The sequence below is a fragment of the Serratia surfactantfaciens genome (genome assembly GCF_001642805.2).
In the GTDB taxonomy this organism is placed as follows: Bacteria; Pseudomonadota; Gammaproteobacteria; order Enterobacterales; family Enterobacteriaceae; genus Serratia; species Serratia surfactantfaciens.
Map to the genome: position 1 here is coordinate 98,404 of NZ_CP016948.1, position 23,596 is coordinate 121,999.

Annotated in this window: 24 protein-coding genes; 11 read left to right on the forward strand and 13 right to left on the reverse strand. The window is 61.2% G+C overall.

From position 1 onward, the window contains the following. Window positions 1-71 precede the first annotated feature (71 nt). On the forward strand, window positions 72-989 hold the full coding sequence (gene lpxC / locus ATE40_RS00390) for a UDP-3-O-acyl-N-acetylglucosamine deacetylase (protein WP_025159644.1): 918 nt from the start codon (window positions 72-74) through the stop codon (window positions 987-989). Window positions 990-1,102: 113 nt separating this feature from the next. Here lpxC and ATE40_RS00395 read toward each other — a convergent pair whose 3' ends face one another. Beyond that, window positions 1,103-1,618: a DUF721 domain-containing protein gene (locus tag ATE40_RS00395; protein WP_063918158.1), complete on the reverse strand. Its 516-nt coding sequence runs from the start codon at window positions 1,616-1,618 to the stop codon at window positions 1,103-1,105. Between the two features lie 26 nt (window positions 1,619-1,644). Here ATE40_RS00395 and secM point away from each other — a divergent pair, with 26 nt between their 5' ends. The 3 genes from secM to mutT all read left to right on the forward strand — a co-directional run bounded on the left by secM (window position 1,645) and on the right by mutT (window position 5,451). Further along, window positions 1,645-2,175, forward strand: a complete 531-nt coding sequence (gene secM / locus ATE40_RS00400) for a secA translation cis-regulator SecM (RefSeq protein ID WP_043128869.1) — start codon at window positions 1,645-1,647, stop codon at window positions 2,173-2,175. 82 nt (window positions 2,176-2,257) lie between these two features. After that, the gene (gene secA / locus ATE40_RS00405; protein ID WP_025159645.1) at window positions 2,258-4,966 is read left to right on the forward strand and encodes a preprotein translocase subunit SecA; all 2,709 of its coding nucleotides are present in this window, start codon (window positions 2,258-2,260) and stop codon (window positions 4,964-4,966) included. Window positions 4,967-5,046: 80 nt separating this feature from the next. Then, window positions 5,047-5,451 carry an 8-oxo-dGTP diphosphatase MutT gene (gene mutT, locus ATE40_RS00410; protein WP_019455079.1) on the forward strand — a complete coding sequence of 135 codons (405 nt, stop codon included), beginning with the start codon at window positions 5,047-5,049 and terminating at the stop codon, window positions 5,449-5,451. A 39-nt stretch (window positions 5,452-5,490) separates the two neighbouring features. On the opposite strand, the gene yacG is transcribed toward mutT, so the two are convergent. The 3 genes from yacG to coaE are packed head-to-tail and all read right to left on the reverse strand — an operon-like array spanning window position 5,491 to window position 7,106. Then, a complete protein-coding gene (yacG, locus tag ATE40_RS00415; RefSeq protein ID WP_025301578.1) occupies window positions 5,491-5,682 on the reverse strand; it encodes a DNA gyrase inhibitor YacG in 192 nt (63 codons plus the stop codon). A 51-nt stretch (window positions 5,683-5,733) separates the two neighbouring features. Further along, the gene (zapD, locus tag ATE40_RS00420; RefSeq protein WP_019455081.1) at window positions 5,734-6,486 is read right to left on the reverse strand and encodes a cell division protein ZapD; all 753 of its coding nucleotides are present in this window, start codon (window positions 6,484-6,486) and stop codon (window positions 5,734-5,736) included. A 5-nt stretch (window positions 6,487-6,491) separates the two neighbouring features. Continuing rightward, on the reverse strand, window positions 6,492-7,106 hold the full coding sequence (coaE, locus tag ATE40_RS00425; protein WP_063918159.1) for a dephospho-CoA kinase: 615 nt from the start codon (window positions 7,104-7,106) through the stop codon (window positions 6,492-6,494). Window positions 7,107-7,468: 362 nt separating this feature from the next. On the opposite strand from coaE, the gene ATE40_RS00430 reads away from it, so the two are divergent. Beyond that, a complete protein-coding gene (locus ATE40_RS00430) occupies window positions 7,469-8,512 on the forward strand; it encodes a GMP reductase (RefSeq protein WP_063918160.1) in 1,044 nt (347 codons plus the stop codon). 54 nt (window positions 8,513-8,566) lie between these two features. Here the strand turns inward: ATE40_RS00430 and hofC are convergent, their stop codons facing one another. The 4 genes from hofC to nadC all read right to left on the reverse strand — a co-directional run bounded on the left by hofC (window position 8,567) and on the right by nadC (window position 12,729). Further along, a complete protein-coding gene (hofC, locus tag ATE40_RS00435; protein ID WP_063918161.1) occupies window positions 8,567-9,766 on the reverse strand; it encodes a protein transport protein HofC in 1,200 nt (399 codons plus the stop codon). Next, a complete protein-coding gene (gene gspE / locus ATE40_RS00440; RefSeq protein ID WP_019455084.1) occupies window positions 9,763-11,205 on the reverse strand; it encodes a type II secretion system protein GspE in 1,443 nt (480 codons plus the stop codon). Before gspE ends, hofC begins: the two co-directional genes overlap by 4 nt. Before the next feature lie 5 nt (window positions 11,206-11,210). Next, a complete protein-coding gene (gene ppdD, locus ATE40_RS00445) occupies window positions 11,211-11,648 on the reverse strand; it encodes a prepilin peptidase-dependent pilin (protein ID WP_063918162.1) in 438 nt (145 codons plus the stop codon). Window positions 11,649-11,838: 190 nt separating this feature from the next. Continuing rightward, entirely contained in the window at window positions 11,839-12,729 is an 891-nt protein-coding gene (nadC, locus tag ATE40_RS00450; RefSeq protein WP_019455086.1) for a carboxylating nicotinate-nucleotide diphosphorylase, read from the reverse strand. 84 nt (window positions 12,730-12,813) lie between these two features. Between nadC and ampD the strand changes: the two genes are divergently transcribed. Both ampD and ampE read left to right on the forward strand, forming a co-directional pair. After that, window positions 12,814-13,410, forward strand: coding sequence for a 1,6-anhydro-N-acetylmuramyl-L-alanine amidase AmpD (ampD, locus tag ATE40_RS00455; protein WP_063918163.1), 597 nt, complete (start codon window positions 12,814-12,816; stop codon window positions 13,408-13,410). Continuing rightward, a complete protein-coding gene (gene ampE, locus ATE40_RS00460; RefSeq protein ID WP_063918164.1) occupies window positions 13,410-14,264 on the forward strand; it encodes a beta-lactamase regulator AmpE in 855 nt (284 codons plus the stop codon). The genes ampD and ampE overlap by 1 nt, the downstream gene beginning before the upstream one ends. Window positions 14,265-14,324: 60 nt before the next feature. Here ampE and hemL read toward each other — a convergent pair whose 3' ends face one another. Then, window positions 14,325-15,614, reverse strand: coding sequence for a glutamate-1-semialdehyde 2,1-aminomutase (gene hemL, locus ATE40_RS00465; protein WP_015376661.1), 1,290 nt, complete (start codon window positions 15,612-15,614; stop codon window positions 14,325-14,327). A 174-nt stretch (window positions 15,615-15,788) separates the two neighbouring features. On the opposite strand from hemL, the gene clcA reads away from it, so the two are divergent. After that, on the forward strand, window positions 15,789-17,228 hold the full coding sequence (clcA, locus tag ATE40_RS00470) for a H(+)/Cl(-) exchange transporter ClcA (protein ID WP_063918165.1): 1,440 nt from the start codon (window positions 15,789-15,791) through the stop codon (window positions 17,226-17,228). Window positions 17,229-17,317: 89 nt separating this feature from the next. Next, a complete protein-coding gene (erpA, locus tag ATE40_RS00475; RefSeq protein WP_019455090.1) occupies window positions 17,318-17,662 on the forward strand; it encodes an iron-sulfur cluster insertion protein ErpA in 345 nt (114 codons plus the stop codon). 56 nt (window positions 17,663-17,718) lie between these two features. Here erpA and ATE40_RS00480 read toward each other — a convergent pair whose 3' ends face one another. The 4 genes from ATE40_RS00480 to mtnN form a co-directional block, all read right to left on the reverse strand. Beyond that, window positions 17,719-17,952: a hypothetical protein gene (locus ATE40_RS00480; RefSeq protein WP_063918166.1), complete on the reverse strand. Its 234-nt coding sequence runs from the start codon at window positions 17,950-17,952 to the stop codon at window positions 17,719-17,721. A gap of 201 nt (window positions 17,953-18,153) precedes the next feature. Further along, a complete protein-coding gene (locus ATE40_RS00485) occupies window positions 18,154-18,768 on the reverse strand; it encodes a TRIC cation channel family protein (protein ID WP_019455092.1) in 615 nt (204 codons plus the stop codon). Next, window positions 18,768-19,523 carry a vitamin B12 ABC transporter substrate-binding protein BtuF gene (gene btuF / locus ATE40_RS00490; protein WP_420819981.1) on the reverse strand — a complete coding sequence of 252 codons (756 nt, stop codon included), beginning with the start codon at window positions 19,521-19,523 and terminating at the stop codon, window positions 18,768-18,770. The genes ATE40_RS00485 and btuF overlap by 1 nt, the downstream gene beginning before the upstream one ends. 52 nt (window positions 19,524-19,575) lie before the next feature. Further along, window positions 19,576-20,277, reverse strand: a complete 702-nt coding sequence (gene mtnN, locus ATE40_RS00495; RefSeq protein WP_019455094.1) for a 5'-methylthioadenosine/S-adenosylhomocysteine nucleosidase — start codon at window positions 20,275-20,277, stop codon at window positions 19,576-19,578. A 128-nt stretch (window positions 20,278-20,405) separates the two neighbouring features. Between mtnN and dgt the strand changes: the two genes are divergently transcribed. Beyond that, a complete protein-coding gene (gene dgt / locus ATE40_RS00500; RefSeq protein WP_063918168.1) occupies window positions 20,406-21,923 on the forward strand; it encodes a dGTPase in 1,518 nt (505 codons plus the stop codon). Window positions 21,924-22,104: 181 nt separating this feature from the next. Beyond that, window positions 22,105-23,544: a serine endoprotease DegP gene (gene degP / locus ATE40_RS00505; RefSeq protein WP_019455096.1), complete on the forward strand. Its 1,440-nt coding sequence runs from the start codon at window positions 22,105-22,107 to the stop codon at window positions 23,542-23,544. Window positions 23,545-23,596: the final 52 nt, after the last annotated feature.

The following is a 23,596-nucleotide window of genomic DNA, read 5'->3' on the forward strand; positions in this document are numbered from 1 at the left end:
TGTGCTAAACTGTCCCGCCAGCCTTGCTGTATGCTTGGCTGGTAGGATGGATAACATTGCGAGATAAAACGATGATCAAACAAAGGACATTAAAACGTATTGTTCAGGCGACTGGTGTCGGTTTGCATACCGGCAAGAAAGTCACGCTGACAATGCGCCCAGCGCCGGCTAATACCGGGGTCATCTATCGTCGCACTGACTTGAATCCACCGGTTGATTTTCCGGCTGATGCAAAATCCGTGCGTGATACCATGCTCTGTACTTGCCTGGTGAATGAGCATGACGTGCGTATTTCGACCGTTGAGCACCTCAACGCCGCGCTGGCTGGGCTGGGCATCGACAACATCGTCATTGAAGTCGACGCCGCTGAAATCCCAATCATGGACGGCAGCGCCAGTCCGTTCGTGTTCTTGCTGCTGGATGCCGGCATCGAAGAACTGAACTCGGCGAAGAAATTCCTGCGTCTGAAAGAGACCGTGCGCGTTGAAGATGGCGACAAGTGGGCCGAGCTGTCCCCGCATAACGGGTTCCGCCTGGACTTCACCATCGACTTCAACCACCCGGCTATCGACGCCAGCTCTCAGCGCTATCGTCTCGATTTCTCGGCTGAGTCGTTCGTGCGTCAAATCAGCCGCGCGCGTACCTTCGGGTTCATGCGTGACATCGAATACCTGCAGTCCCGCGGTCTGGCCCTGGGCGGCAGCTTCGATTGCGCCATCGTGGTGGATGATTACCGCGTGCTGAACGAAGACGGTCTGCGTTTCGAAGACGAGTTCGTACGTCACAAAATGCTGGACGCCATCGGCGACCTGTTCATGTGCGGCCACAACATCATTGGCGCGTTCACCGCGTACAAGTCTGGCCACGCGTTGAACAACAAACTGCTGCAGGCCGTGCTGGCCAAGCAGGAAGCGTGGGAATACGTGACCTTCCAGGACGAAGCCGAAATGCCATTGGCATTCAAGGCACCGTCTACCGTATTGGCGTAAGGTCTGAATTCCTCGCCTGCGAGTAACGGCAGGCGTATCCCCTGAGAGCCTGAGCATTCAGGCTCACGAGGGTGTGATGTCGGCTGCCCGATGTTTTGCAGTTGTGTCGCTGATTACTTATCACGACTGGTTGTGTTGGTACCCTCTCCGGCCAATGCAGCCAGCCGTTCCAATATCTTGCGCAGTTTCTCCGGGCTACGGCTCGCCAATCCCCTCAGCTCTTCTGCACTTTCCAGACTCAAATGGCGCATCGTCACGGGTTTTTCCGGCGCTTTTTCGGCGCTTTGCACTTGGTTGCTGCCTTTCGCCATCAAGGCCGGATTAATCCTGATGTCGATCGACGACAATGATGGTAGAATTTGCGCTCGTAGTGCAGACAGCAAAGCGGGTTGTTCGTAGCGCAAGCGCATCATCCAACTGGCATTTGCTGTTTCGAGCACTAAAATACCCTGTCGGAAATTCGCGACGCGGCACCAGGGATGCAGGGGAGCGGGCAACAGGCCCTTCACTGCACGGTTAAGCTTGAGCAGCGCCACCGCGCGTTGCTGGACGTTATGCAGCGGCCCTTTGCTGCCGGCAGACGCGTCGTCGAACAGGACATCTAATAATTGTGGACGGCTATCGCGCATAATGGGCTCCGGCGGATTATAAACTCGTGATCGGTATTCTAAATCGTTGGCGACAATTTGGCAGACGTTATTTCTGGCCCCATCTCCTGTTAGGGATGGTTGCGGCCACGCTTGGCGCGTCTTCCAATTTGTCCGGCGCTCCCGATCAGGCCGCACTGCCGAGCACATCGTCCAGCCTTAACCGGCAAAATTCGGCCAACGGCGCCTTCAACAGCCTGGCCCTGCTGCAGGACGCGCATCGCCGCCCTACCTTCAGCGTAGATTACTGGCAGCAGCATGCGCTGCGCACCGTCATTCGTCACCTCTCTTTCGCGCTGGCGCCGCAGGCGGTTTATGCGCGGGTGCAGGAGAGCGAAGCCGAAGCGGAACCCCCTTTGCAGGTGGCGCAACTGGCGCTGCTTTCTACTCTCAACGCGCTGCTGACGCACGAGCCGAAGCCGCCGACCATCATTCGTCACACACACCTTGAGGTGCTGCCAACGCTGGCGCGGCACCAGACCGGCCTGTGGGTGGCGCAGGTACAGGGCATTCGTGCCGGGCCTGCCGCGCTCGTCTGACTCCGCCCTTAGGGCACAAAAACCATAAATAATAGCAAGTTGACTGCCGTATTCGGCCGTCATGACAGAGATATCAAACATCATGTTAGTGAAATTATTAACCAAAGTTTTTGGTAGCCGTAACGATCGTACCCTGCGCCGCATGCGCAAAGTGGTTGAGCAGATCAACCGCATGGAACCGGACATGGAAAAACTGTCCGATGACGAGCTGAAAGCGAAAACCAACGAGTTCCGCGCGCGCCTGGAAAAGGGCGAGTCGCTGGAAAGCCTGATCCCCGAAGCCTTCGCCGTGGTGCGTGAGGCGAGCAAGCGCGTGTTCGGCATGCGCCACTTCGACGTGCAGCTGCTGGGCGGCATGGTGCTGAACGACCGCTGCATCGCCGAGATGCGCACCGGTGAAGGTAAAACCCTGACCGCGACGCTGCCGGCTTATCTGAACGCCCTGAGCGGCCGCGGCGTGCACGTCGTGACCGTCAACGACTACCTGGCGCAGCGCGACGCCGAAAACAACCGTCCGCTGTTCGAGTTCCTCGGCCTGAGCATCGGCATCAACCTGCCGGGCATGCCGGCGCCGGCCAAGCGCGAAGCTTACGCCGCCGACATCACCTACGGCACCAACAACGAATACGGCTTCGACTACCTGCGCGACAACATGGCGTTCAGCCCGGAAGAGCGCGTGCAGCGCAAACTGCACTATGCGCTGGTGGATGAGGTGGACTCCATCCTGATCGATGAAGCGCGTACGCCGCTGATCATCTCCGGCCCGGCCGAAGACAGCTCCGAGATGTACATCAAGGTCAACAAGCTGATCCCTAAACTGATCCGCCAGGAAAAAGAAGACTCCGACACCTTCAAGGGTGAAGGGCACTTCTCGGTGGATGAAAAGGCGCGTCAGGTGCACCTGACCGAACGCGGCCTGATCCTGATCGAAGAGATGCTGGTGGAAGCCGGCATCATGGATGAAGGCGAGTCGCTGTACTCACCGACCAACATCATGCTGATGCACCACGTGACCGCCGCGCTGCGCGCCCACGTGCTGTTCACCCGCGACGTCGATTACATCGTGAAAGACGGCGAAGTGATCATCGTTGACGAACACACCGGCCGTACCATGCAGGGCCGCCGTTGGTCCGATGGTCTGCACCAGGCGGTGGAAGCCAAAGAAGGCGTGGAGATCCAGAACGAGAACCAGACGCTGGCTTCGATCACCTTCCAGAACTACTTCCGTCTGTACGAGAAGCTGGCCGGCATGACCGGTACCGCCGATACCGAAGCCTTCGAATTCAGCTCGATCTACAAGCTGGACACCATCGTGGTACCCACCAACCGTCCGATGATCCGTAAGGACATGCCGGATCTGGTGTACATGACCGAGAAAGAGAAGATCGGCGCCATCATCGAAGACATCCGCGAGCGCACCGCCAAAGGCCAGCCTGTGCTGGTGGGCACCATCTCAATCGAGAAATCCGAAGTGGTTTCCCATGAGCTGACCAAAGCGGGCATCGAGCACAAGGTGCTGAACGCCAAATTCCACGCCATGGAAGCGGACATCGTCGCCCAGGCCGGCCAGAGCGGCGCGGTGACCATCGCCACCAACATGGCGGGCCGTGGTACCGATATCGTGCTGGGCGGCAGCTGGCAGGCCGAAGTGGCGCTGCTGGAAGCGCCGACCGAAGAGCAGATCGAAGCCATCAAAGCCGCCTGGAAAGTGCGCCACGACGCGGTGCTGGCGGCGGGCGGCCTGCATATCATCGGTACCGAGCGCCATGAATCGCGCCGTATCGATAACCAGCTGCGCGGCCGTTCCGGTCGTCAGGGCGACGCCGGTTCATCCCGCTTCTACCTGTCGATGGAAGATGCCCTGATGCGCATCTTCGCCTCGGATCGCGTGTCCGGCATGATGCGTAAACTGGGTATGAAAGAAGGCGAAGCGATTGAGCACCCGTGGGTGACCAAGGCGATCGCCAACGCCCAGCGCAAGGTGGAGAGCCGCAACTTCGACATCCGTAAGCAACTGCTGGAATACGACGACGTCGCCAACGATCAGCGTCGCGCCATCTACAGCCAGCGTAACGAATTGCTGGACGTGTCCGATGTGAGCGAAACCATCGCCAGCATCCGTGAGGACGTGTTCAAGAGTACCATCGACAACTACATCACACCGCAATCGCTGGAAGAAGAGTGGGACATTCAGGGGCTGGAAGAGCGCCTGAAGAACGACTTCGATCTGGAGATGCCGATCGCACAATGGCTGGACAAAGAGCCGGAGCTGCACGAAGAAACGCTGCGCGAACGCATTTTGGAGAACGCCAAAGAGCAGTACCAGCGTAAGGAAGAAGTGGTCGGCAGCGAAATGATGCGCAACTTCGAGAAGGGCGTGATGCTGCAGACGCTGGACTCCCTGTGGAAAGAGCACCTGGCGGCGATGGACTACCTGCGTCAGGGCATCCACCTGCGCGGTTATGCGCAGAAGGATCCGAAGCAGGAGTACAAGCGTGAATCCTTCAACATGTTCGCCACCATGCTGGAATCGCTGAAATACGAAGTGATCAGCGTGCTGAGCAAGGTACAGGTGCGGATGCCGGAAGAGGTGGAGGCGCTGGAACAGCAGCGTCGTGAAGAGGCTGAGCGCCTGGCACAGCACCAACAGCTGAGCCACCACGACGAAAACGCGCTGGTGACCGAAGATCCGAATGCCCCGGCGATCGCCGAGCGTAAAGTGGGCCGCAACGATCCTTGCCCATGCGGCTCCGGCAAGAAGTTCAAGCAGTGCCACGGCCGCCTGCAGTAATGCCGGCCGCGGTTAACCGATAACATCCAGGGGTTCAGCTTGCTGAGCCCCTGTTTTTTGGCACCCATCAGGAGGGTGAGATGAAACATCTGAATATCGCCGTGGGCATTATCCGCAATGCTCAACAGGAGATCTTTATTACCCGCCGCGCCGCCGATGCGCACATGGCCGGTTTTTGGGAGTTTCCCGGCGGCAAGATCGAACAGGGTGAAACACCTGAACAGGCGCTGAGCCGTGAGCTGCGTGAAGAGACCGGTATCGAAGCCGAGCGCGCCGAACTGCTGGAGGTGGTGGAGCATCGCTTCAGCGATCGCATCGTGACGCTGAATTTTTATCTGGTTGAGCGTTGGGCGGGCGAGCCGTTTGGCCGCGAGGGGCAACCGATGCGCTGGGTCAAACAGGCGGAGCTGCAAGAAGAGGAGTTCCCGGAAGCCAACGCCGGTATTATCCAACTGCTGGTGGCACAGGCGAACGCCGCGCAATAACAAGATTGGCCTGGCGGGCGCCAGGCCTTCAACCGGCGACTAGCGGTCGTCGAGTTCGCTCCAGTCTTCGCTTTCCGACAGATCGCTGTTGCTCGGAATACGCTTCTCTTCATCGGCCCATTCGCCAAGATCGATCAGCTGGCAGCGCTTGCTGCAAAACGGCCGGAACGGGCTGACTTCGCCCCAAACCACGCCGGTGCCACAGGTTGGGCATTTCACTACGGTCGTCATAACGGTTCCTTACGCCTTCTGACAGTGCTGAGAAGGCTTTCTTTCACGGGTTCAACAACAGGCCAGTTCGAACGTCAGGCGTTCAGGCACCACGCCGTTTTCACTGTCGAGCGGCAGGAAACGGATGGCGTAACGCGTCTTGTGGCCGGAAATCTGCGGATAAAGCTGCGGCGCCAGATGGAGACGCAGACGCAGCAGATCCGCCCCTTCGGCGTTGTCCTGGAAAAAGCCGTTCAGGCTGATTTGGTTGCGGAACGGCCCGGATTGACGGATCAGATCCAACACCATGATCAACGCTTGATTCAGCGGCTCCAGCGATTGCAGCCAGGCGGCGACGTCGGCGTCGCGATCCTGCTGCGGCGCGTGCATCCACATGTGCAGGGTCGGCAGATCGAAGCTGCAGCAGCCGCCAGGGATGTTCAGCCGCTGGCGTACCAGGGCGATCAGCCGATCTTCACGCAGCGCCTGACCGAGGCGCGGTGCCGCCATCAGCGCTGATGAACGCGACTTCAGCTGGCCGCGCAGCTGATCGATCAGCGCCATATCCACGCCCGGCACATCGGCCCAGGCCAACAGTTTCTGCTGCTGACGTTCCAGCTCCTTGAGCAGTTCGGTGCGCACCTCGCCACGCTCCAGTACGTCCAGCAAATCGGAGACGGTACGGAAAAAGGTGAGGGCGATGGCGGTTTCACTCAGGGCACGTTGGCCGTGCAGCTGTTGCAGCAGAAATTCGATGCGCAGCCAGGTGCGCATCTTCTCATTCAGCGGGTGTTCAAAGAGAACGGTTGGGGAAACATCACTCATGCAGTTTAATCCTGTTGGGGCGCTGTTGCCGCCAGTTCAAGGTAGCGACGATGCAGTGCGGCGACCCGTGGCTCTATCCCCTGAGCGGCGCCGCTGTTGTCAATAATGTCATCCGCCACGGCGAGGCGCTGCTGGCGCGTGGCCTGGGCGGCGAGAATGCTTTGCGCTTGCTCACGGCTGACGCCGTCGCGCGCGATGGTGCGAGCCAACTGGGTTTCGGCATCGACGTCGATCACCAGTACGCGATCGGCATGATCCTGCAGGCCGTTTTCCACCAGCAGCGGCACCACCCACAGCGCGTAAGGGCTGGCGGCCTGCGCCAGCTGGCGCTGGGTTTCGCGGTGTATCAGCGGATGCAGCAGTTGGTTCAGCCAGGCTTTGTCATCGGGGTGGCTGAAAATGCGCTGGCGCAGCGCAGCGCGGTTCAATGCGCCGTCGGGCAGCAACATTTCATTACCAAATCGTTCGGCGATCGTGGCCAAAGCAGGGGTGCCCGGCTCGACGACCTGACGGGCGATCACGTCGGCATCGACGATGGTTGCGCCGTGGCGCGCGAAGGCGTTTGCGACGGTCGTTTTGCCGCTGCCTATGCCCCCGGTCAACGCAACAATGTAGGCCATGGTGTTAGGTGCATCCGATGTTCATAAAAAAATAATAGACGAATCATAAAGCGATCGCGCAGAAGTGCAAGTCGACAGGCGGCGCTTGCGCGTCGGGCCTGCCAGGATGGCGAGAAAAAGCGCAGCGGCACGGCAAAAATGAGCGGACAATCACACTGCGGTTATGCAGGTAAATTTGTCGGATTGTAGCGTAAATAAAGGCGAATTCGCAGTCTTGTTCGGCGATTATTAGCGCGTATTATAACGTCACTGGAACTGGCATTAATCTCGCCGCCGCCTTTCCGCGTCACTGGAAAGCCGTCGGGCAGAGGTGCGAATATCCTCCTTGCGATCCGTCGCCATTAACCAGGAAATCATGAGTCATGCGTATTGAAGAAGATTTGAAGTTAGGCTTTAAAGACGTGCTGATCCGCCCTAAGCGTTCCACGCTGAAAAGCCGTTCAGAAGTTGAACTGGAACGCCAGTTTACCTTCAAGCATTCAGGTTGCAGCTGGTCCGGCGTGCCGATTATCGCCGCCAACATGGACACGGTAGGCACCTTCCGCATGGCCGAGGCCCTGGCTTCTTTCGACGTTCTCACCGCCGTACACAAACATTACAGCGTCGAGCAATGGGCTGACTTCGTGCAGCGCATGCCGGAATCGGTGCTGCGCCACGTGATGGTGTCCACCGGCACCTCCGAAGCCGATTTCGCCAAAATGCAGCAAATCCTGGCGCTGTCTCCGGTGCTGAAATTCATCTGTATCGACGTGGCCAACGGCTATTCAGAGCATTTTGTCGCCTTCCTGCAAAAAGCGCGCGAAGCCTGTCCGAATCACGTGATCTGCGCCGGCAACGTGGTGACCGGCGAGATGGTGGAGGAGCTTATCCTTTCCGGCGCCGACATCGTTAAGGTCGGCATCGGCCCGGGTTCAGTATGCACCACTCGCGTGAAAACCGGCGTGGGCTACCCACAGCTGTCGGCGGTGATCGAATGCGCCGACGCGGCCCACGGGCTGGGTGGCCAAATCGTCAGCGACGGCGGCTGCTCGGTGCCGGGCGATGTCGCCAAAGCCTTCGGCGGCGGCGCTGACTTCGTGATGCTGGGCGGCATGCTGGCCGGTCACGACGAATGCGAAGGCACCGTCGTGGAAGAGAACGGCGAGAAGTTCATGCTGTTCTACGGCATGAGCTCCGAGTCGGCGATGAAGCGCCACGTCGGCGGCGTCGCGGAGTATCGCGCGGCCGAAGGCAAAACCGTCAAGCTGCCGCTGCGTGGCGAGGTGGAGTTTACCGTGCGCGATATCTTGGGCGGCCTGCGTTCCGCCTGTACCTACGTCGGCGCCGAGCGCCTGAAAGAGCTGACCAAGCGCACCACCTTCATCCGCGTGGCGGAGCAGGAAAACCGCGTCTTCGGCAGCAAATAAACCGCACCTTGCATTCGGGCGTCGCACAGCGCGGCGCCCGCTATCCTTTTTCCCTTATCCCAACACGCTGCCCAGTTGAAAGATAGGCAGGTACATGGCGATCACCAAAGCGCCGACAATGCCGCCTACCACCAGCATCAGCAGCGGCTCCAGCGTTTGCGCCAGCGTATCGGCCAACTCGTGGGTCTGCTGTTCATACCACTGCGCCAGTTTATCCAACAAGGCGTCCAGCGAACCGGACTCCTCGCCCACTCGCACCAACTGCCGACACAGCGGTGGAAACAGCGGTTGCAGGCCCAGGGCATGATGAAACGCTTCGCCTTCGGCGATCTGGCGCTGCACCTGTTCCAGCGCCTGCCGGTACAGCAGGTGGTCTGCCGCCAGTGCCGCCGCGTTCAAGCCTTCTACTAGCGTCAGCCCTGCGCGTTGGGTCATGGTCAGGATGCGAAAGGTTTGGCTCAGTGCGCCGCCGCTCACCAGCCGGGCGAGCAGCGGCAGCTTCAGCAAGGCCGCCTGTTCACGCCGGCGCCACGGCGGGCGCGGATGCAGCCAGCGACAATAGCCGAACAGCAACGCGCCCAGCAGCAGCGCCAGATAGGGGCCGACGGCGATCAGTTGCGCAGACAACGCCAATAGCCCCAGGGTAAACCAGGGCAGCGGCGCATCGAACGACTGATAAACCTTGGCGAATTCCGGCAGCACCATCACCAGCATCAGCACGCTGACCAGCAGCGCCACTGCGCAGATGAACAGGGGATAACGCAGCGCTTTGGTCACTTTGCGGCGCAGCAACAGCTGGGCTTCCTGCTGCTGTGCCAGCTGCAGACAACAGCCATCGAGGTTGCCGGTCAGTTCACCGATGGCGATCAACTGGCGATAGATAAGCGGAAAAATCCCCGGTTGTTCGGCGAGGGTTTCGGAAAGCGGTTGTCCTTCTCGCACCTGTTCCGTCAACTGGCGCAACAGGCAACGCCAGGCTGCCGAGGGATGTTCTGCCGCCAGCAGCCGCAGCGCATCGACCAGCGATAACCCGGCCTGCAGCAGAGTGGCGAGCTGGCTGGTGAAGTGGATTAAGGGCTCTCCGCGCCACTGGCCGGGCGGGACGCGTTTGCCGTGCCCAATCCGCCAGGGTTGCAGGCCTTGTTCGATCAGCCACTGGCTCACCTGGCGTTTTTCATCACTCATCAGTTCGCCACGGCGTAAGGCGCCCTGAGCGTCGAGAGCCTGCCAAAGGAACAGCCGGCGCGCTTTCATGGCGCGATTGCGCCGGGCTGGACGACGTCGATCACGCGGTACAGTTCTTCCAGTGAAGTCGTGCCTTCGGTGGCCAGCGCCAGACCCGCCTGCAGCAGCGAAAGCTGCCCCTGCTCGCGGGCGATATCCGCCAGCAGAAGAGGGGCGGCGTTCGCCAGCAAGGCCGCCTGTATTTCCGGCGTAATGGCCAGCAGCTCATACACGCCGATGCGACCATAGTAACCGCCGAAGCAGTGCTCACAGCCATCGGCGCGCCAGGCGGTCAGCGGTTCCGGCCAGATCGAGGCGGGAAAATGCGCCGGCTGGCTGTGCGGATAGCGGCAGTGGCGACACAGCCTGCGTACCAGCCGCTGCGCGACGACCAGCTTCAGGCAGCCGGCGAGCAGGTAGCCGGGGATCCCCATATGCATCAGCCGCGTCAGGGTTTCAGCCGTGGAGTTGGTATGCAGCGTCGACAGTACCAGGTGGCCGGTTTGTGCGGCCTTGACTGCGATCTCGGCAGTTTCCGCATCGCGGATCTCGCCGATCATGATGACATCCGGATCCTGGCGCAGCAGGGCGCGCAGCACCCTGGCGAAGCTCAGATCCGTTTTGGCGTTGATCTGGGTCTGATTGACGCCGAACAGCGGGATCTCGACCGGATCTTCGACGCTGCACAGGTTGCTTTGCGCATCGTTCAACTGGCGCAGCCCGCTGTACAGCGTTACCGTCTTGCCGCTGCCGGTTGGGCCGGTCACCAGGATCAAACCTTGCGGGCAGGCTAACGCCGCCGCGTAGCGCGCCAGATCCGCCCGACTCATGCCCAGTTGATCCAGCGGCAGATCCTGTTGCTCTCCCTGTTGAACGCGCAGCACCACCTTCTCGCCATGCAACGTCGGCAGGGTGGCGATGCGCATGGCATAGCGCGCACCGTCCAGCGTCAGGCTGAGCTGCCCGTCCTGAGGCTGCCGGCGTTCGGCGATATCCAACTGGCCGAGGATCTTCAGCCGGGCGATAAGGCGCGCGGTCAGCTGCGGCGGCGGTGAGGCGAAGGTTTGCAGCACGCCGTCGATGCGCAGGCGCAGGCGAAAATGCTGCCGAAAGGGTTCGAAGTGGATGTCCGAAGCGCGGCGTTGGATGGCCAGGCGCAGCGTCTGGTTGATGAACTGCACTACCGGTGCATCGCCGTCGTCGGCGTAGGCGATGTCGGCGGCGTCCTCTTCGGCCGCCAGCGGCGCCGGGAGCGGCTCGTGGCGTTGGTTCAGCGCCAGCTCAAGCCTGGCCGCCGGCCACTGTTCCAGGTGGATGCGTTTGCCGGTAGCGAAGCGCAGCGCCGCCAGCAATCCTTGCGGCGCTTCTTCGCTGAGCGCGACCGTCAGGGTGGTCGGGTCTTCGTTCAGCGCCAGCGCCTGATAGCGCCGGCACAGGGCGTGAACCTCCTCGCTGATTTGTACGCTCATCGCCGTTACTCCGCTGCGTTATCGAAGCGGAAGACTTCCTGGCACACCTCAACCAGCGTGGCGTTTTCGCTGCTGCACAGTCGGCTCCAGCGGGTCAGCCCTTCGGCGTTCGCTGTGGGGGTTAACGCCACCGCCAGCCCCTGCAGCGTCTGAGCGCCGGTCAGCGTGATCACGCCTTTGACGACCTTCACTCCGCTGACGTAACGCGATGTGCCGCCGGTGGGAATGCCTTTGCTGCCGGCCTCGCAGCCGGCGGGGGCGCCTTCATCCAGCACGCACAGCTCAACCGCCAGCTTATACGGCGCCATGGTTTGCAACATGTCGGTCATCGCCGCTTTCTGAATGTAGCGCTGGTAGGCGGGAATGCCGATGGCGCTGAGGATGGCGATGATGGCGATCACCACCATCAGTTCTATCAGGGTAAAGCCGCGTTGCGTTTCCATACGTTGTTTCCTCCATTGGGGTGTGGAAGGCAACGGTAGCGGCTTGCTTGGGGGCACGGCGAGGGGCTTTTGCGCGTTTCTCGGCGCGCTTCCATCAGTAATGACGTTGTTTGCAGCGGTAAATAAAACAGTGCGAGGGGGGTCGCAATTTTACGGTAACGCCCCCGACAGCGGCCGGGGGCGAGGGGGATCACTTGAAGCGCATCGACAGATCGAGCGCGGTCACATGCTTGGTCAGCGCGCCGACCGAAATGTAATCCACGCCGGTTTCGGCGAAGGTGCGCAGCGTCTCGCTGGTGACGTTGCCGGACACTTCCAGCTGGGCGCGTCCCTGGGTCTGGGCGACCGCCTGGCGCATCATCTCGACGCTGAAGTTGTCCAGCATGATGATGTCGGCGCCGGCGTCCAGCGCCTGCTGCAGTTCATCGAGCGATTCGACCTCCACTTCCACCGGCACATCGGCGTGCAGCCAGAAGGCTTTTTCCACCGCGTTCTTGATAGAACCGGAGGCGATGATGTGATTTTCCTTGATCAGGAAGGCGTCGGAGAGCCCGAGCCGGTGGTTGCTGCCGCCACCGCACAGCACGGCGTATTTCAGCGCGGTGCGCAGGCCGGGCAGGGTCTTGCGGGTATCGAGCAGGCGAGTCCGGGTGCCTTCCAGCAGGGCCACATAGCGGCTGACCTCGGTCGCCACGCCGGAGAGCGTCTGCACGAAGTTCAGCGCGGTGCGCTCGCCGGTCAGCATCACTCGCGCGGGGCCGCGCAGCCGGCAAAGCGGCTGGTTTGGTGTCAGACGATCGCCGTCCGCCACCAGCCACTCCACCTGCACCTGATTGCCCAGTTGAATAAAGACCTCATTCAGCCAACGGCGGCCGCAGAACACACCGGCTTCGCGGGTGATGACGGTGGCTTCGGCCTGCTTGTCAGCCGGTAACAATTGCGCGGTAATATCGCGCCCGGCGTCGACTTCACCCCCCAGGTCTTCGCGCAGCGCCTGGGCGACGGCATAGGGAATATCACTTTCAATTCGTTCAAGAAGCTCGGTGCGGCGACTGTCGGCACTGTAGCGGCGTGTCGGCATGGAAAACTCCGAAATGGACGGTTAGATCGTAGGGGAACATGCTACTCTGTTGCAGGAATAAGTACCACCGCAGAGAGGTGTCTGATGCAGTTGGAAAATGGCTGGATTGTCGGGGCGACGCGAGTGGTCTCGCCGCACTGCGATCGTCGCCCGGATGATGAGCTCCCCTCGCTGCTGGTCATCCACAATATCAGCCTGCCGCCCGGCGAGTTCGGCGGCCCCTATATCGACCAGCTGTTCACCGGCACGCTCGATCCTGCGCAGCATCCTTATTTTGCTGAAATCCATCAGCTGCGGGTGTCGGCGCACTGTCTGATCCGCCGCGACGGGACGATCGTGCAGTATGTGCCCTTCGACCAGCGCGCCTGGCACGCGGGCGTGTCCCTGTATCAGGGGCGCGATCGGTGCAACGATTTCTCCATCGGCATCGAGCTGGAAGGCACCGATCGGCTGCCCTACACCGAGGCGCAATACCGCGCGCTGCAGGCGGTCACCGCGCTGCTGGCCGAACATTATCCGCCGCTGGCGGAAAATATCGTCGGGCATTGCGATATCGCCCCCGGGCGCAAGACCGATCCCGGGCCGGCGTTCGATTGGGATCGCTATCTGGCATCTCTGGAACAACGCGGCGCGCCCGCCGACGCTATGCTTGAGACAAGAAAAAGGGAGAGGAATCGCTAATGACGCTGTTTACGCTGTTGCTGGTTTTGGCCTGGGAGCGCCTGTTTAAGCTGGGTGAACACTGGCAGCTGGATCACCGTCTCGAAGTGGTGTTTCAGCGGCTGCATCGGGTTTCGCTGGCGCAGACGCTGGCGATGACGGCCGCCTGGATGGTGATCGTCTGGGGCATTCTGTGGTTGTCGCACGGGTTATTCTTCGGCGTGGTGACACTGTTGCTGTGGATCGTCATCGATCTGCTGTGCGTCGGCGCCGGCATCAAGCGTAAACACTACCGGGCTTATCTGAAAGCAGCGCGGCAGGGGGATACTCACGCCAGCGATCAGATGGCGGAAGAGCTGGCGTTGATCCACGGCTTGCCGGTGGACTGCAGCGAAGAGCTGCGCCTGCGCGAGCTGCAAAATGCGCTGCTGTGGATCAACTTCCGTTATTACCTGGCGCCGCTGTTCTGGTTTGTGGTGTTTGGGCCTTATGGGCCGATAGCGCTGGCGGGTTATGCTTTCCTGCGCGCCTATCAAACCTGGCTGGCGCGCCACAATACACCGCTGGAGCGTTCGCAGTCGGGCATCGATCACCTGTTGAACTGGCTGGACTGGATCCCGGTGCGTTTAGCCGGGGCTGCCTATGCGCTGTTCGGCCATGGCGAGCGCGCGCTGCCGGCCTGGTTCGCTTCGTTGGGGGATCTGCACTCGTCGTCGTATCAGGTGTTAACGCGGCTGGCGCAGTTCTCGCTGGCGCGCGATCCGCATATGGATCCGGTGCAAACGCCGCGGGCGGCGGTGACGCTGGCGCGCAAGGTGACGATGATCATCGTGGTGGTAGTGGCGCTGCTGACCATTTACGGCACGCTGCTTTAAGCCGCTGCGAAAAGCAAAACGGGCGCCGAGGCGCCCATTTTTTTGGCCATTCGGCCGGGATTACAGCTTGGCGAAACAGCGACGCGCGGCGTCGATGGTGCGCTGGATGTCTTCCTTGCTGTGCGCCACGGACATAAAGCCCGCTTCGAAGGCGGACGGCGCCAGATACACCCCTTCTTCCAGCATCAGGTGGAAGAAGCGCTTGAAGCGCTCCACGTCGCACTGCATGACGTCCTGGTAGCAGGTGACCGCCGGCGCGTCGGTGAAGAACAGGCCGAACATGCCGCCGACGTTGTTGACCACCAACGGGATGTTCTCTTCCTGCGCCGCGTGCAGCAGGCCCGCGGCCAGCATTTCGGTCAGTTCGGTCAGCGTCTGGTGCACGCCGACCTGCGACACTTCGGTCAGGCAAGCGTAGCCCGCCGCCATGGCGATCGGGTTGCCGGACAGGGTGCCCGCCTGGTAGACCGGGCCGGTCGGCGCCAGCGCGTCCATCACCTCGCGACGGCCGCCGAAGGCGCCCACCGGCATGCCGCCGCCGATGATTTTGCCGAGGCAGGTCAGATCAGGCTCGACACCGTAATAGGATTGCGCGCCGGCCAGCGCCACGCGGAAGCCGGTCATCACTTCGTCGATGATCAGCAGCGCGCCGTATTTGTCGCACAGGGCGCGCAGGCCCGGCAGGAATTCCGGCAGCGGCGGCACGCAGTTCATGTTGCCGGCGACCGGCTCGACGATGATGCAGGCGATCTCGGACGGGTATTGCTCGAAGGCGGCGCGCACCGAGTCCAGATCGTTATAGGTGCAGGTCAGGGTGTGTTTGGCGAAATCGGCCGGCACGCCCGGTGAGTTCGGCTGGCCGAGGGTCAGTGCGCCGGAACCGGCTTTCACCAGCAGGCAGTCGGCATGGCCGTGGTAGCAGCCTTCGAACTTGATGATTTTATCGCGGTTGGTGTAGCCGCGCGCCAGACGAATAGCGCTCATGGTGGCTTCGGTGCCCGAGTTCACCATGCGCACCATATCCATGGTCGGCACCAGTTCGGTGACCAACTGCGCCATTTTGACTTCCATCTCGGTCGGCGCGCCGAAGCTCAGGCCGCGCTGCGCCGCTTCGATTACCGCGTCGCGGATAGCCGGGTGGTTGTGCCCCAGCACCATCGGCCCCCAGGAACCGACATAGTCGATATAGGCCTTGCCGTCGGCATCGAACAGGTAAGCCCCGTCTGCCCGCTCGATAAACAGCGGCACACCGCCCACGCCGGTGAATGCACGCACCGGAGAGTTCACCCCGCCGGGGATCAACTGTTGCGCCTGGGCGTACAGACTTTCGGACTTGCTGTGTAGGCTCATAAATCGGCTCCTGGATTCTCTTTTGAATGATTTGACCGCGCTATTCTAGAGGAGAGCGCCGCGTTATGAAACGATCACAGTCAGATACCATTAACGGCAGCGCCCGCCGCCGGGTTGGGGTAGAATAACCGCCTTGCCTATTTGTATTACAAATTACCTGACGAATCACTCGCGATGACTGAATCACAATCACAGCCTGCAGGGGCATTGAGCCCGCGTCTTAGCCGCAGCGATGCGGTGCGCCAGTTTATCCGCCGCGATAAAACGCCGGTGGCGATCCTGTTGATGGCCGCGCTGGTGGGTACGCTGGCCGGCTTGCTCGGCGTGGCCTTCGATAAAGCGGTGGAGTGGGTGCAGCAGCAGCGGCTGGCTTCACTGGCGCAGGTCGCCGATTCCTGGCTCCTGGTGTGGCCGCTGGCGTTTATCCTGTCCGCCGCGCTGGCGGCGCTGGGTTATTACCTGGTGCGCCGCTTTGCGCCGGAAGCGGGCGGCTCGGGCATTCCGGAGATCGAAGGCGCGCTGGAGGAGCTGCGGCCGGTGCGCTGGTGGCGCGTGATCCCGGTGAAATTCATCGGCGGCATGGGCACGCTGGGGGCGGGTATGGTGCTGGGGCGCGAAGGGCCCACGGTGCAGATGGGCGGCAACGTCGGGCGCATGGTATTGGACATGCTGCGCATTCGCGGCGCCGAGGCGCGCCATTCGCTGCTGGCGACCGGGGCCGCCGCCGGCTTGTCCGCCGCGTTCAACGCGCCGCTGGCCGGCATCCTGTTCATCATCGAAGAGATGCGGCCGCAGTTTCGCTACAACCTGATCTCGATTAAAGCGGTATTCATCGGCGTTATCATGTCGAGCGTGGTGTTCCAGCTGTTTAACGGCCAGGGATCGGTGATCGAAGTCGGCAAGCTTTCTTCGGCGCCCATCAATACCCTGTGGCTCTATCTGGTGCTGGGGGCGATCTTCGGCGCGGTGGGCGTGGGATTCAACGCGTTGATCTTCCGCACCCAGGACATGTTTGCGCGCCTGCACGGCGGCAGAATGCGCAATGTCTTGCTGATGGGCGGGCTACTCGGCGGCGTGTGCGGCATTCTGGGGCTGATTCAGCCGGAGGCGGCGGGCGGCGGCTTTGGGCTGATCCCGATCGCCGCGGCGGGCAATTACAGCGTCGGCATGCTGATGTTTATCTTTATTACCCGTATCTTCACCACACTGCTGTGCTTCGGTTCCGGCGCGCCGGGCGGCATCTTCGCGCCGATGCTGGCGTTGGGCACGCTGTTCGGCACCGCCTTCGGGCTGGCGGGGGCGCACCTGTTCCCGCAATACGGCATCGAGGCGGGCACCTTCGCCATCGCCGGCATGGGGGCATTGTTCGCCGCGACGGTGCGCGCCCCGCTGACCGGCATCGTGCTGGTGCTGGAAATGACCGACAACTACCAGCTGATTTTACCGATGATCATCACCTGCCTCGGCGCCACGGTGGTGGCGCAACTGCTCGGCGGCAAGCCGCTGTATTCGTCGATCCTGGCCCGCACGTTGCAAAAACAGGAGGCGCAGCTGGCGCGAGAAGCGGCGGAGAAAACAGGTAAGGAAAATACAACAAATGCGGTGAATACTTGAACGCAACACTCAGGTATCGGATAATCGTTAATATTAATCAGGCGGCCATAGTAGCGATCTGATGCTGAACAATGTTGGGAGTAAAGACTATGAGTGATGAAACGGCACTGCCCCTGCAATTTACCGAGGCAGCAGCAAACAAGGTGAAGTTCCTGATTGCTGACGAAGAAAACCCGAACCTGAAGTTGCGGGTTTACATTACCGGTGGCGGCTGCAGCGGATTCCAGTACGGCTTCACTTTTGACGACAAGGTCAACGATGGCGACATGACCATCGAGAAGCAGGGCGTAGCGCTGGTGGTCGATCCGATGAGCCTGCAGTATCTGGTGGGCGGTTCGGTGGACTACACCGAAGGGCTGGAAGGGTCGCGCTTCGTGGTGACCAACCCGAATGCCAAAACCACCTGCGGTTGCGGTTCTTCGTTCAGCATCTGAGTTCGCCTGTCAGAATATCAACCCGCTCGCCTGCCGGCCGGCGGGTTTTTTTATGTCTACCATTCCACCAGGATCACTTCCGCGCCGTTCTCCTGGGTCGGTGGGGTGCGGATGACCTTGGGCTGCGCCGCCGCATGGCTGCATTCGGCCTGTGGCGCAGCGGCTTCGAGGCGCACGGCGCATTGCGGTTCAATGGTCAGGGTAACGCCGATCTGGCCGCTGACGGCATCGGCATAGACGGCGCCACTCAGCAGAGCGCCACAGCAGGCAAGCAGAATTTTTTTCATCATTGCGGGAATAGCCATCCGTAAGCAATCTTGTGATGACTTATCGGCAAAAAGTTAAAAAGTTTTAACAGCGCGGGGAAAGCCTTAACCTGAGGGTTACAGAATTTTACATCGTCACTACGCTATTTTTCGGGCGAAAATAATACCAACAAACACGTTTTTAGTCTAATAAATCACCAGGCCGCCGTCCCGAAGGACGACGGCTCAGCGTTCGAGGATAAAGGCGGGCAGTTTGAGATGCCAACGAATGGCCGCCAGCCGAATGGCCAGGGTGATGAGCATGCCCAGCATCATGGCCTGCTGCAGTGGCATGCCGAAGGTATAAAACGCCGTGGCGTGCACGATACCGCCGATGATGCAGGCGGTGGCGTAAATTTCGGTGCGCAGGATCATCGGGATCTCGCGCGCCAGCACGTCGCGGATAATGCCGCCGCCGACGCCGGTGATCACCCCCATGCAGATCGCCACCAGCGGGCCGGTGCCGGCCGCGAAGGCCTTGTTGACGCCGATACCGACGAACACCGCCAGCCCGACGGCGTCCAGCACCGGCAGCACCCACTTCGGCAGGCGGCGCGGCTGGCGTACCAGCAGCAGCGTCAAGACGCAGGTGATCATCGCCACCACCAGGTCGGTGGGATCCTTGACCCAGAATACCGGGCCGTTGGCCAGCGCCATATCGCGGATGGTGCCGCCGCCGACCGCGGTGACCACGCCCAATACCAGCACGCCGAACGGATCCATGCGCAGCTTGCCGGCCAGCAGTACGCCGGAGACGGCGAACACCGCGGTGCCGAGAATATCCAGCCAGAACACCAACATCAGCGGATCTCCGCCAACGGGTGGCACAGCTGCTGCGCTGCCAACAGGATGCGCGGCCCGCCGCGATTGAACCAGTCTTCGTTCAGCGCGATCACCGGCACCTGCAGCTGCGGCGCCCAGAAGGCCTTCACATTGGCGGCCTCTTTTGCGCCGCCGGTGATGACGATGGCCTGCGGTTGACGCGCCAGCACCTGCTCGCGGCTGATCTGCGGCCAAGGGGTGCGGCTGTCGGCGAAGACGTTCTGCGCGCCGCACAGCGCCAGCACCTGGCTCTGCAGCGTGGCGCCGGAGCTGGTGAACAGCGGCTGGGTGCCGAACTGTAGCAGCACCCGCCGCGGCGGGTTGGCGGCGTACTGTTGCTTGAGAGCGGCGAACTGGCGGCGAAGGGCATCCGCCGCCTGATGCGCCTGGTCCGGGTGCGGGCTGTAGCGCGCCAGCTTGTCCAACAGGCCGGCGAGCCCCTCGAGATTGTCGGCGTCCGCATAGAAGATCGGGATGCCGAACGCGGCGAGCTGATCGAGCACGCGCTGCGGATTGCCGCCGCGCCAGGCGAGGATCAGGTCCGGCTTCAGCGCCAGCACCCGTTCCAGATTGATGCCCTGCCAGGAAGCTACCTGCTCCAGCCTGGCGGCCTGTGGCGGATAATCGGAATAGGCGCTCGCCGCCACCAAGACATCGCCCATGCCGGCGGCATAGGCGAGTTCGGTGGCGTTGGGCGCCAGGCTGATCACCCGCTGGGCGGCGCCGGCCGGCATGGCCAGCCAGAGCGCCAGCAGCCAGAACGCCGAGGTGAAGCGCAGCCTCACATCAACCGCGCTTGGCCAGGGTTTGCAGCATGGCGTTGACCATCAGCGTAGACTGTTTGGCCGCCACCACCAGGAACTCGTCAAAGCTCATGTGCGACTCGCTGTCGGCGACGTCGGAAATGGCGCGCACCACCACGAACGGCGTGCCGAACAGATGGCAGACGTGGGCGATCGCTGCGGCTTCCATTTCCACCGCGGCGACGCGCGGGAAGGTAGCGCGAATGCGCGCCAGCGGCTCGGCGCCGTTGATGAAGGCGTCACCGCTGCAAATCAGGCCGCGCACCGCGTGCAGATCCAGCTGTTTGATGCAGCTTTCCGCCAGCGCGATCAGCGCGTCGTCGGCGACGAACGCCGCCGGGCAGCCGGCCATCTGGCCCGGCTCGTAACCGAAAGCGGTAACGTCGGCGTCGTGGTAGCGTACTTCTTCCGATACCACGATATCCCCCACGCGCAGCGTGCTGGCCAGGCCACCGGCGGAGCCGGTGTTGATCACCACGTCCGGGCTGCAGTGTTCCAGCAGCAGGGTGGTGCCCATGGCGGCAGAGACTTTGCCGATGCCGGATTTCAGCAGGGCCACTTCAACGCCGCCGATCTGGCCGGTGTAGATTTCGCAGCCCGCACGTTGGATGGTTTGACGGTTTTCGATTTGATCGCGCAGCAGGGTGACTTCCTGCTCCATTGCGCCGATGATGCCTACTTTCATAAATAACACTCGCTGATTGGCCGTGAGAATTGCGGCATAGTCTATCATGGCTGTGTGTGAGAGATAATGCGTTGCATCCGCCGCCGGGAATTGTTATCACGGGGCAGGGCGTAACGGCGGAGGAACAGATGTCCGGGATCGACTTCAAGCAAAAAATCAGTTTCCAACGGCCTTTCAGTAAACCGATCGAGGCTGAGGAAGAGTACGACATCGTGCGGCAGTTCGAGAGCGATCGCGGTCGCATCGTCAACTCGGCCGCCATTCGCCGTCTGCAGCAAAAAACCCAGGTGTTTCCGCTCGAGCGCAACGCGGCGGTACGCAGCCGCCTGACGCACTCGATGGAGGTGCAGCAGGTCGGGCGCCACATCGCCAAAGAGATCCTCAACCGCTTCAAACAGGCAGGGAAGATCGATGAACTCGGCCTGGCTCGGCTGCTCGATCCGTTTGAAAGCATCGTGGAAATGGCCTGTCTGATGCACGATATCGGCAACCCGCCGTTCGGTCACTTCGGCGAGTCGGCGATCAACGACTGGTTTGCCCAGCGCCTCGATCCCGCCAGCTGCGGCAGCGAACCTGGCAGCCACGATCGCTGCCAGGTGGCGGCGCTGCGCCTGCATGAAGGGGAGAGCGATCTGAACCGGCTGCGCAGCCGGATCCGTCAGGATCTCAGCCACTTCGAGGGTAACGCCCAGGCGATTCGCATGGTGTACAGCCTGTTGAAGCTCAACCTGACCTACGCTCAGGTCGGCTGCATTTTGAAATACACCCGCCCGGCTTATTGGGCGGGCGATATTCCCGCCAGCCACAGCTATCTGATGAAAAAGCCCGGTTACTATCTGGCGGAAGAGGCCTTTGTCGATCGGCTGCGGCGAGAGCTGCACATGGGCGAGTTCGATCGTTTCCCGCTGACCTATATTATGGAGGCCGCCGATGATATCTCTTACTGCGTGGCCGATCTGGAAGACGCGGTGGAGAAGAGCATTTTCACCGTCGAGCAGCTGTATCAGCACCTGATTCAGGAGTGGGGCGAGGTGGTGCCGGGCGATCTGTTCGACAAGACCGTCGCCAGCGCGTTTCGCAAGATCGATCGCGGCGGCGCGCGGCGCAGCGCAGAAGATCAGTTCTTCATGTATCTGCGGGTGTTTACCGTGGCGCGGCTGGTGCCGCACGCGGCGCAGCGCTTTATCGACAATCTGGACGCGGTTTATCAGGGCAGTTTCAATCAGGCGCTGCTGGAGGATTCCAGCCCGGCCTATCGGCTGCTGAAAATATTTAAAAATGTGGCGTTCAAGCATGTGTTCAACCACCCCGAGGTCGAGCAGCTCGAGCTGCAAGGCTACCGGGTGATCAGCGGCCTGCTGGACATTTACAGCCCGCTGTTGGCGATGTCGCTGGCGGACTTCAGCCAGCTGGTGCGCGAGGACAGTCATCGCGCTTACCCGATCGAAACGCGCCTGTTCCACAAGCTGTCCACCAAGCATCGGCTGGCGTATGTGGAGGCGGTAGAAGGGCTGCAGCATTTATCGCCGGAGCAGCAAGCCATTCGGGAATATTATTTCCGCGCGCGTTTATTGCAGGACTATATCAGCGGAATGACCGACCTGTATGCCTATGATGAATATCGTCGATTGATGGCGGCGGAATAATTAAGCTGAGGAATAATTGTTAGCAATTCCAACCGGTTGGCTGTCTCGAGTTTTGTAAAGACGGACAATATTTGTTTACTATTGCCAATCATCTGTGCCGGAACTTCAGGCTATTAATTAACTCTGAATAAGCACGCAAGACGGCCATTCTTTTTTGAACGACTTTATAAGAGACACACAGATGAAAAAAACCGCATTAGTTCTGAGCGCACTGGCATTCAGCATCGGTATGGCGATCGGCCCGGTCACGGCCAGCGCCGCTGAAACCGCCTCTTCCAGCACCCAGCAGTTGCCGAGCCTGGCGCCGATGCTGGAAAAGGTGATGCCTTCCGTCGTGAGCATTAACGTTGAGGGCAGCACCACGGTCAATACGCCGCGCATGCCGCAGCAGTTCCAACAGTTCTTCGGCGAAGATTCGCCGTTCTGCCAGGACGGTTCGCCGTTCCAGGGTTCGCCGATGTGCCAGGGCGGCGAACAGCCCGGGCCGGATGGCCAGCCGCAGGGTACGCAGCAGAAATTCCAGGCGCTGGGCGCCGGGGTGGTCATCGATGCCGCCAAGGGCTATGTGGTGACCAATAACCATGTGGTGGACAACGCCAACAAGATCCAGGTGCAGCTGAGCGACGGCCGCCGTTTCGACGCCAAGGTGATCGGCAAGGATCCGCGTTCCGATATCGCGCTGATCCAACTGAAAGATTTCAAGAATCTGACGGCGATCAAGATGGCCGACTCCGATCAGCTGCGCGTCGGCGATTACACCGTGGCGATCGGCAACCCGTACGGGCTGGGTGAGACCGCCACCTCGGGCATCGTTTCCGCCCTGGGGCGCAGCGGCCTGAACATCGAAAACTACGAGAACTTCATCCAGACCGATGCGGCGATCAACCGCGGCAACTCCGGCGGCGCGCTGGTTAACCTGAACGGCGAACTGATCGGCATCAACACCGCGATCCTGGCGCCGGACGGCGGCAACATCGGCATCGGCTTCGCTATTCCGAGCAACATGGTGAAAAACCTGACGGCGCAAATGGTTGAGTATGGCCAGGTGAAACGCGGCGAGCTGGGCATCATGGGCACCGAGCTGAACTCCGAGCTGGCCAAGGCGATGAAGGTCGACGCGCAGCGCGGGGCCTTCGTCAGCCAGGTGATGCCGAAGTCCTCCGCCGCGAAGGCGGGCATCAAGGCCGGCGACGTGATCGTCACCATGAACGGCAAGGCCATCTCCAGCTTCGCCTCGTTCAGGGCGGAGATCGGCACGCTGCCGGTCGGCAGCAAAATGTCGCTGGGCATTATCCGCGACGGCAAGCCGGTAACGATTGACGTTACGCTGGAACAAAGCGCGCAGACCCAGGTGGCCTCGGGCAATATTTACACCGGCATCGAGGGTGCCGAGCTGAGCAACACCCAGGTCGGCAACCAGAAAGGCGTCAAGGTCGACAGTGTGAAAGCCGGCAGCGCCGCGGCGCGCATCGGCTTGAAAAAAGGCGATGTGATCCTGGGAGTGAACCAACAGCCGATCCAGAACCTGGGCGAGCTGCGTAAGATTCTCGACAGCAAGCCGTCGGTGTTGGCGTTGAATATTCAGCGCGGCGAGAGCCAATTGTACCTGCTGGCGCAGTGATAAGCGTCCGGCTTTAAAAAATAAAGGCACGCTGCGGCGTGCCTTTTTGCGT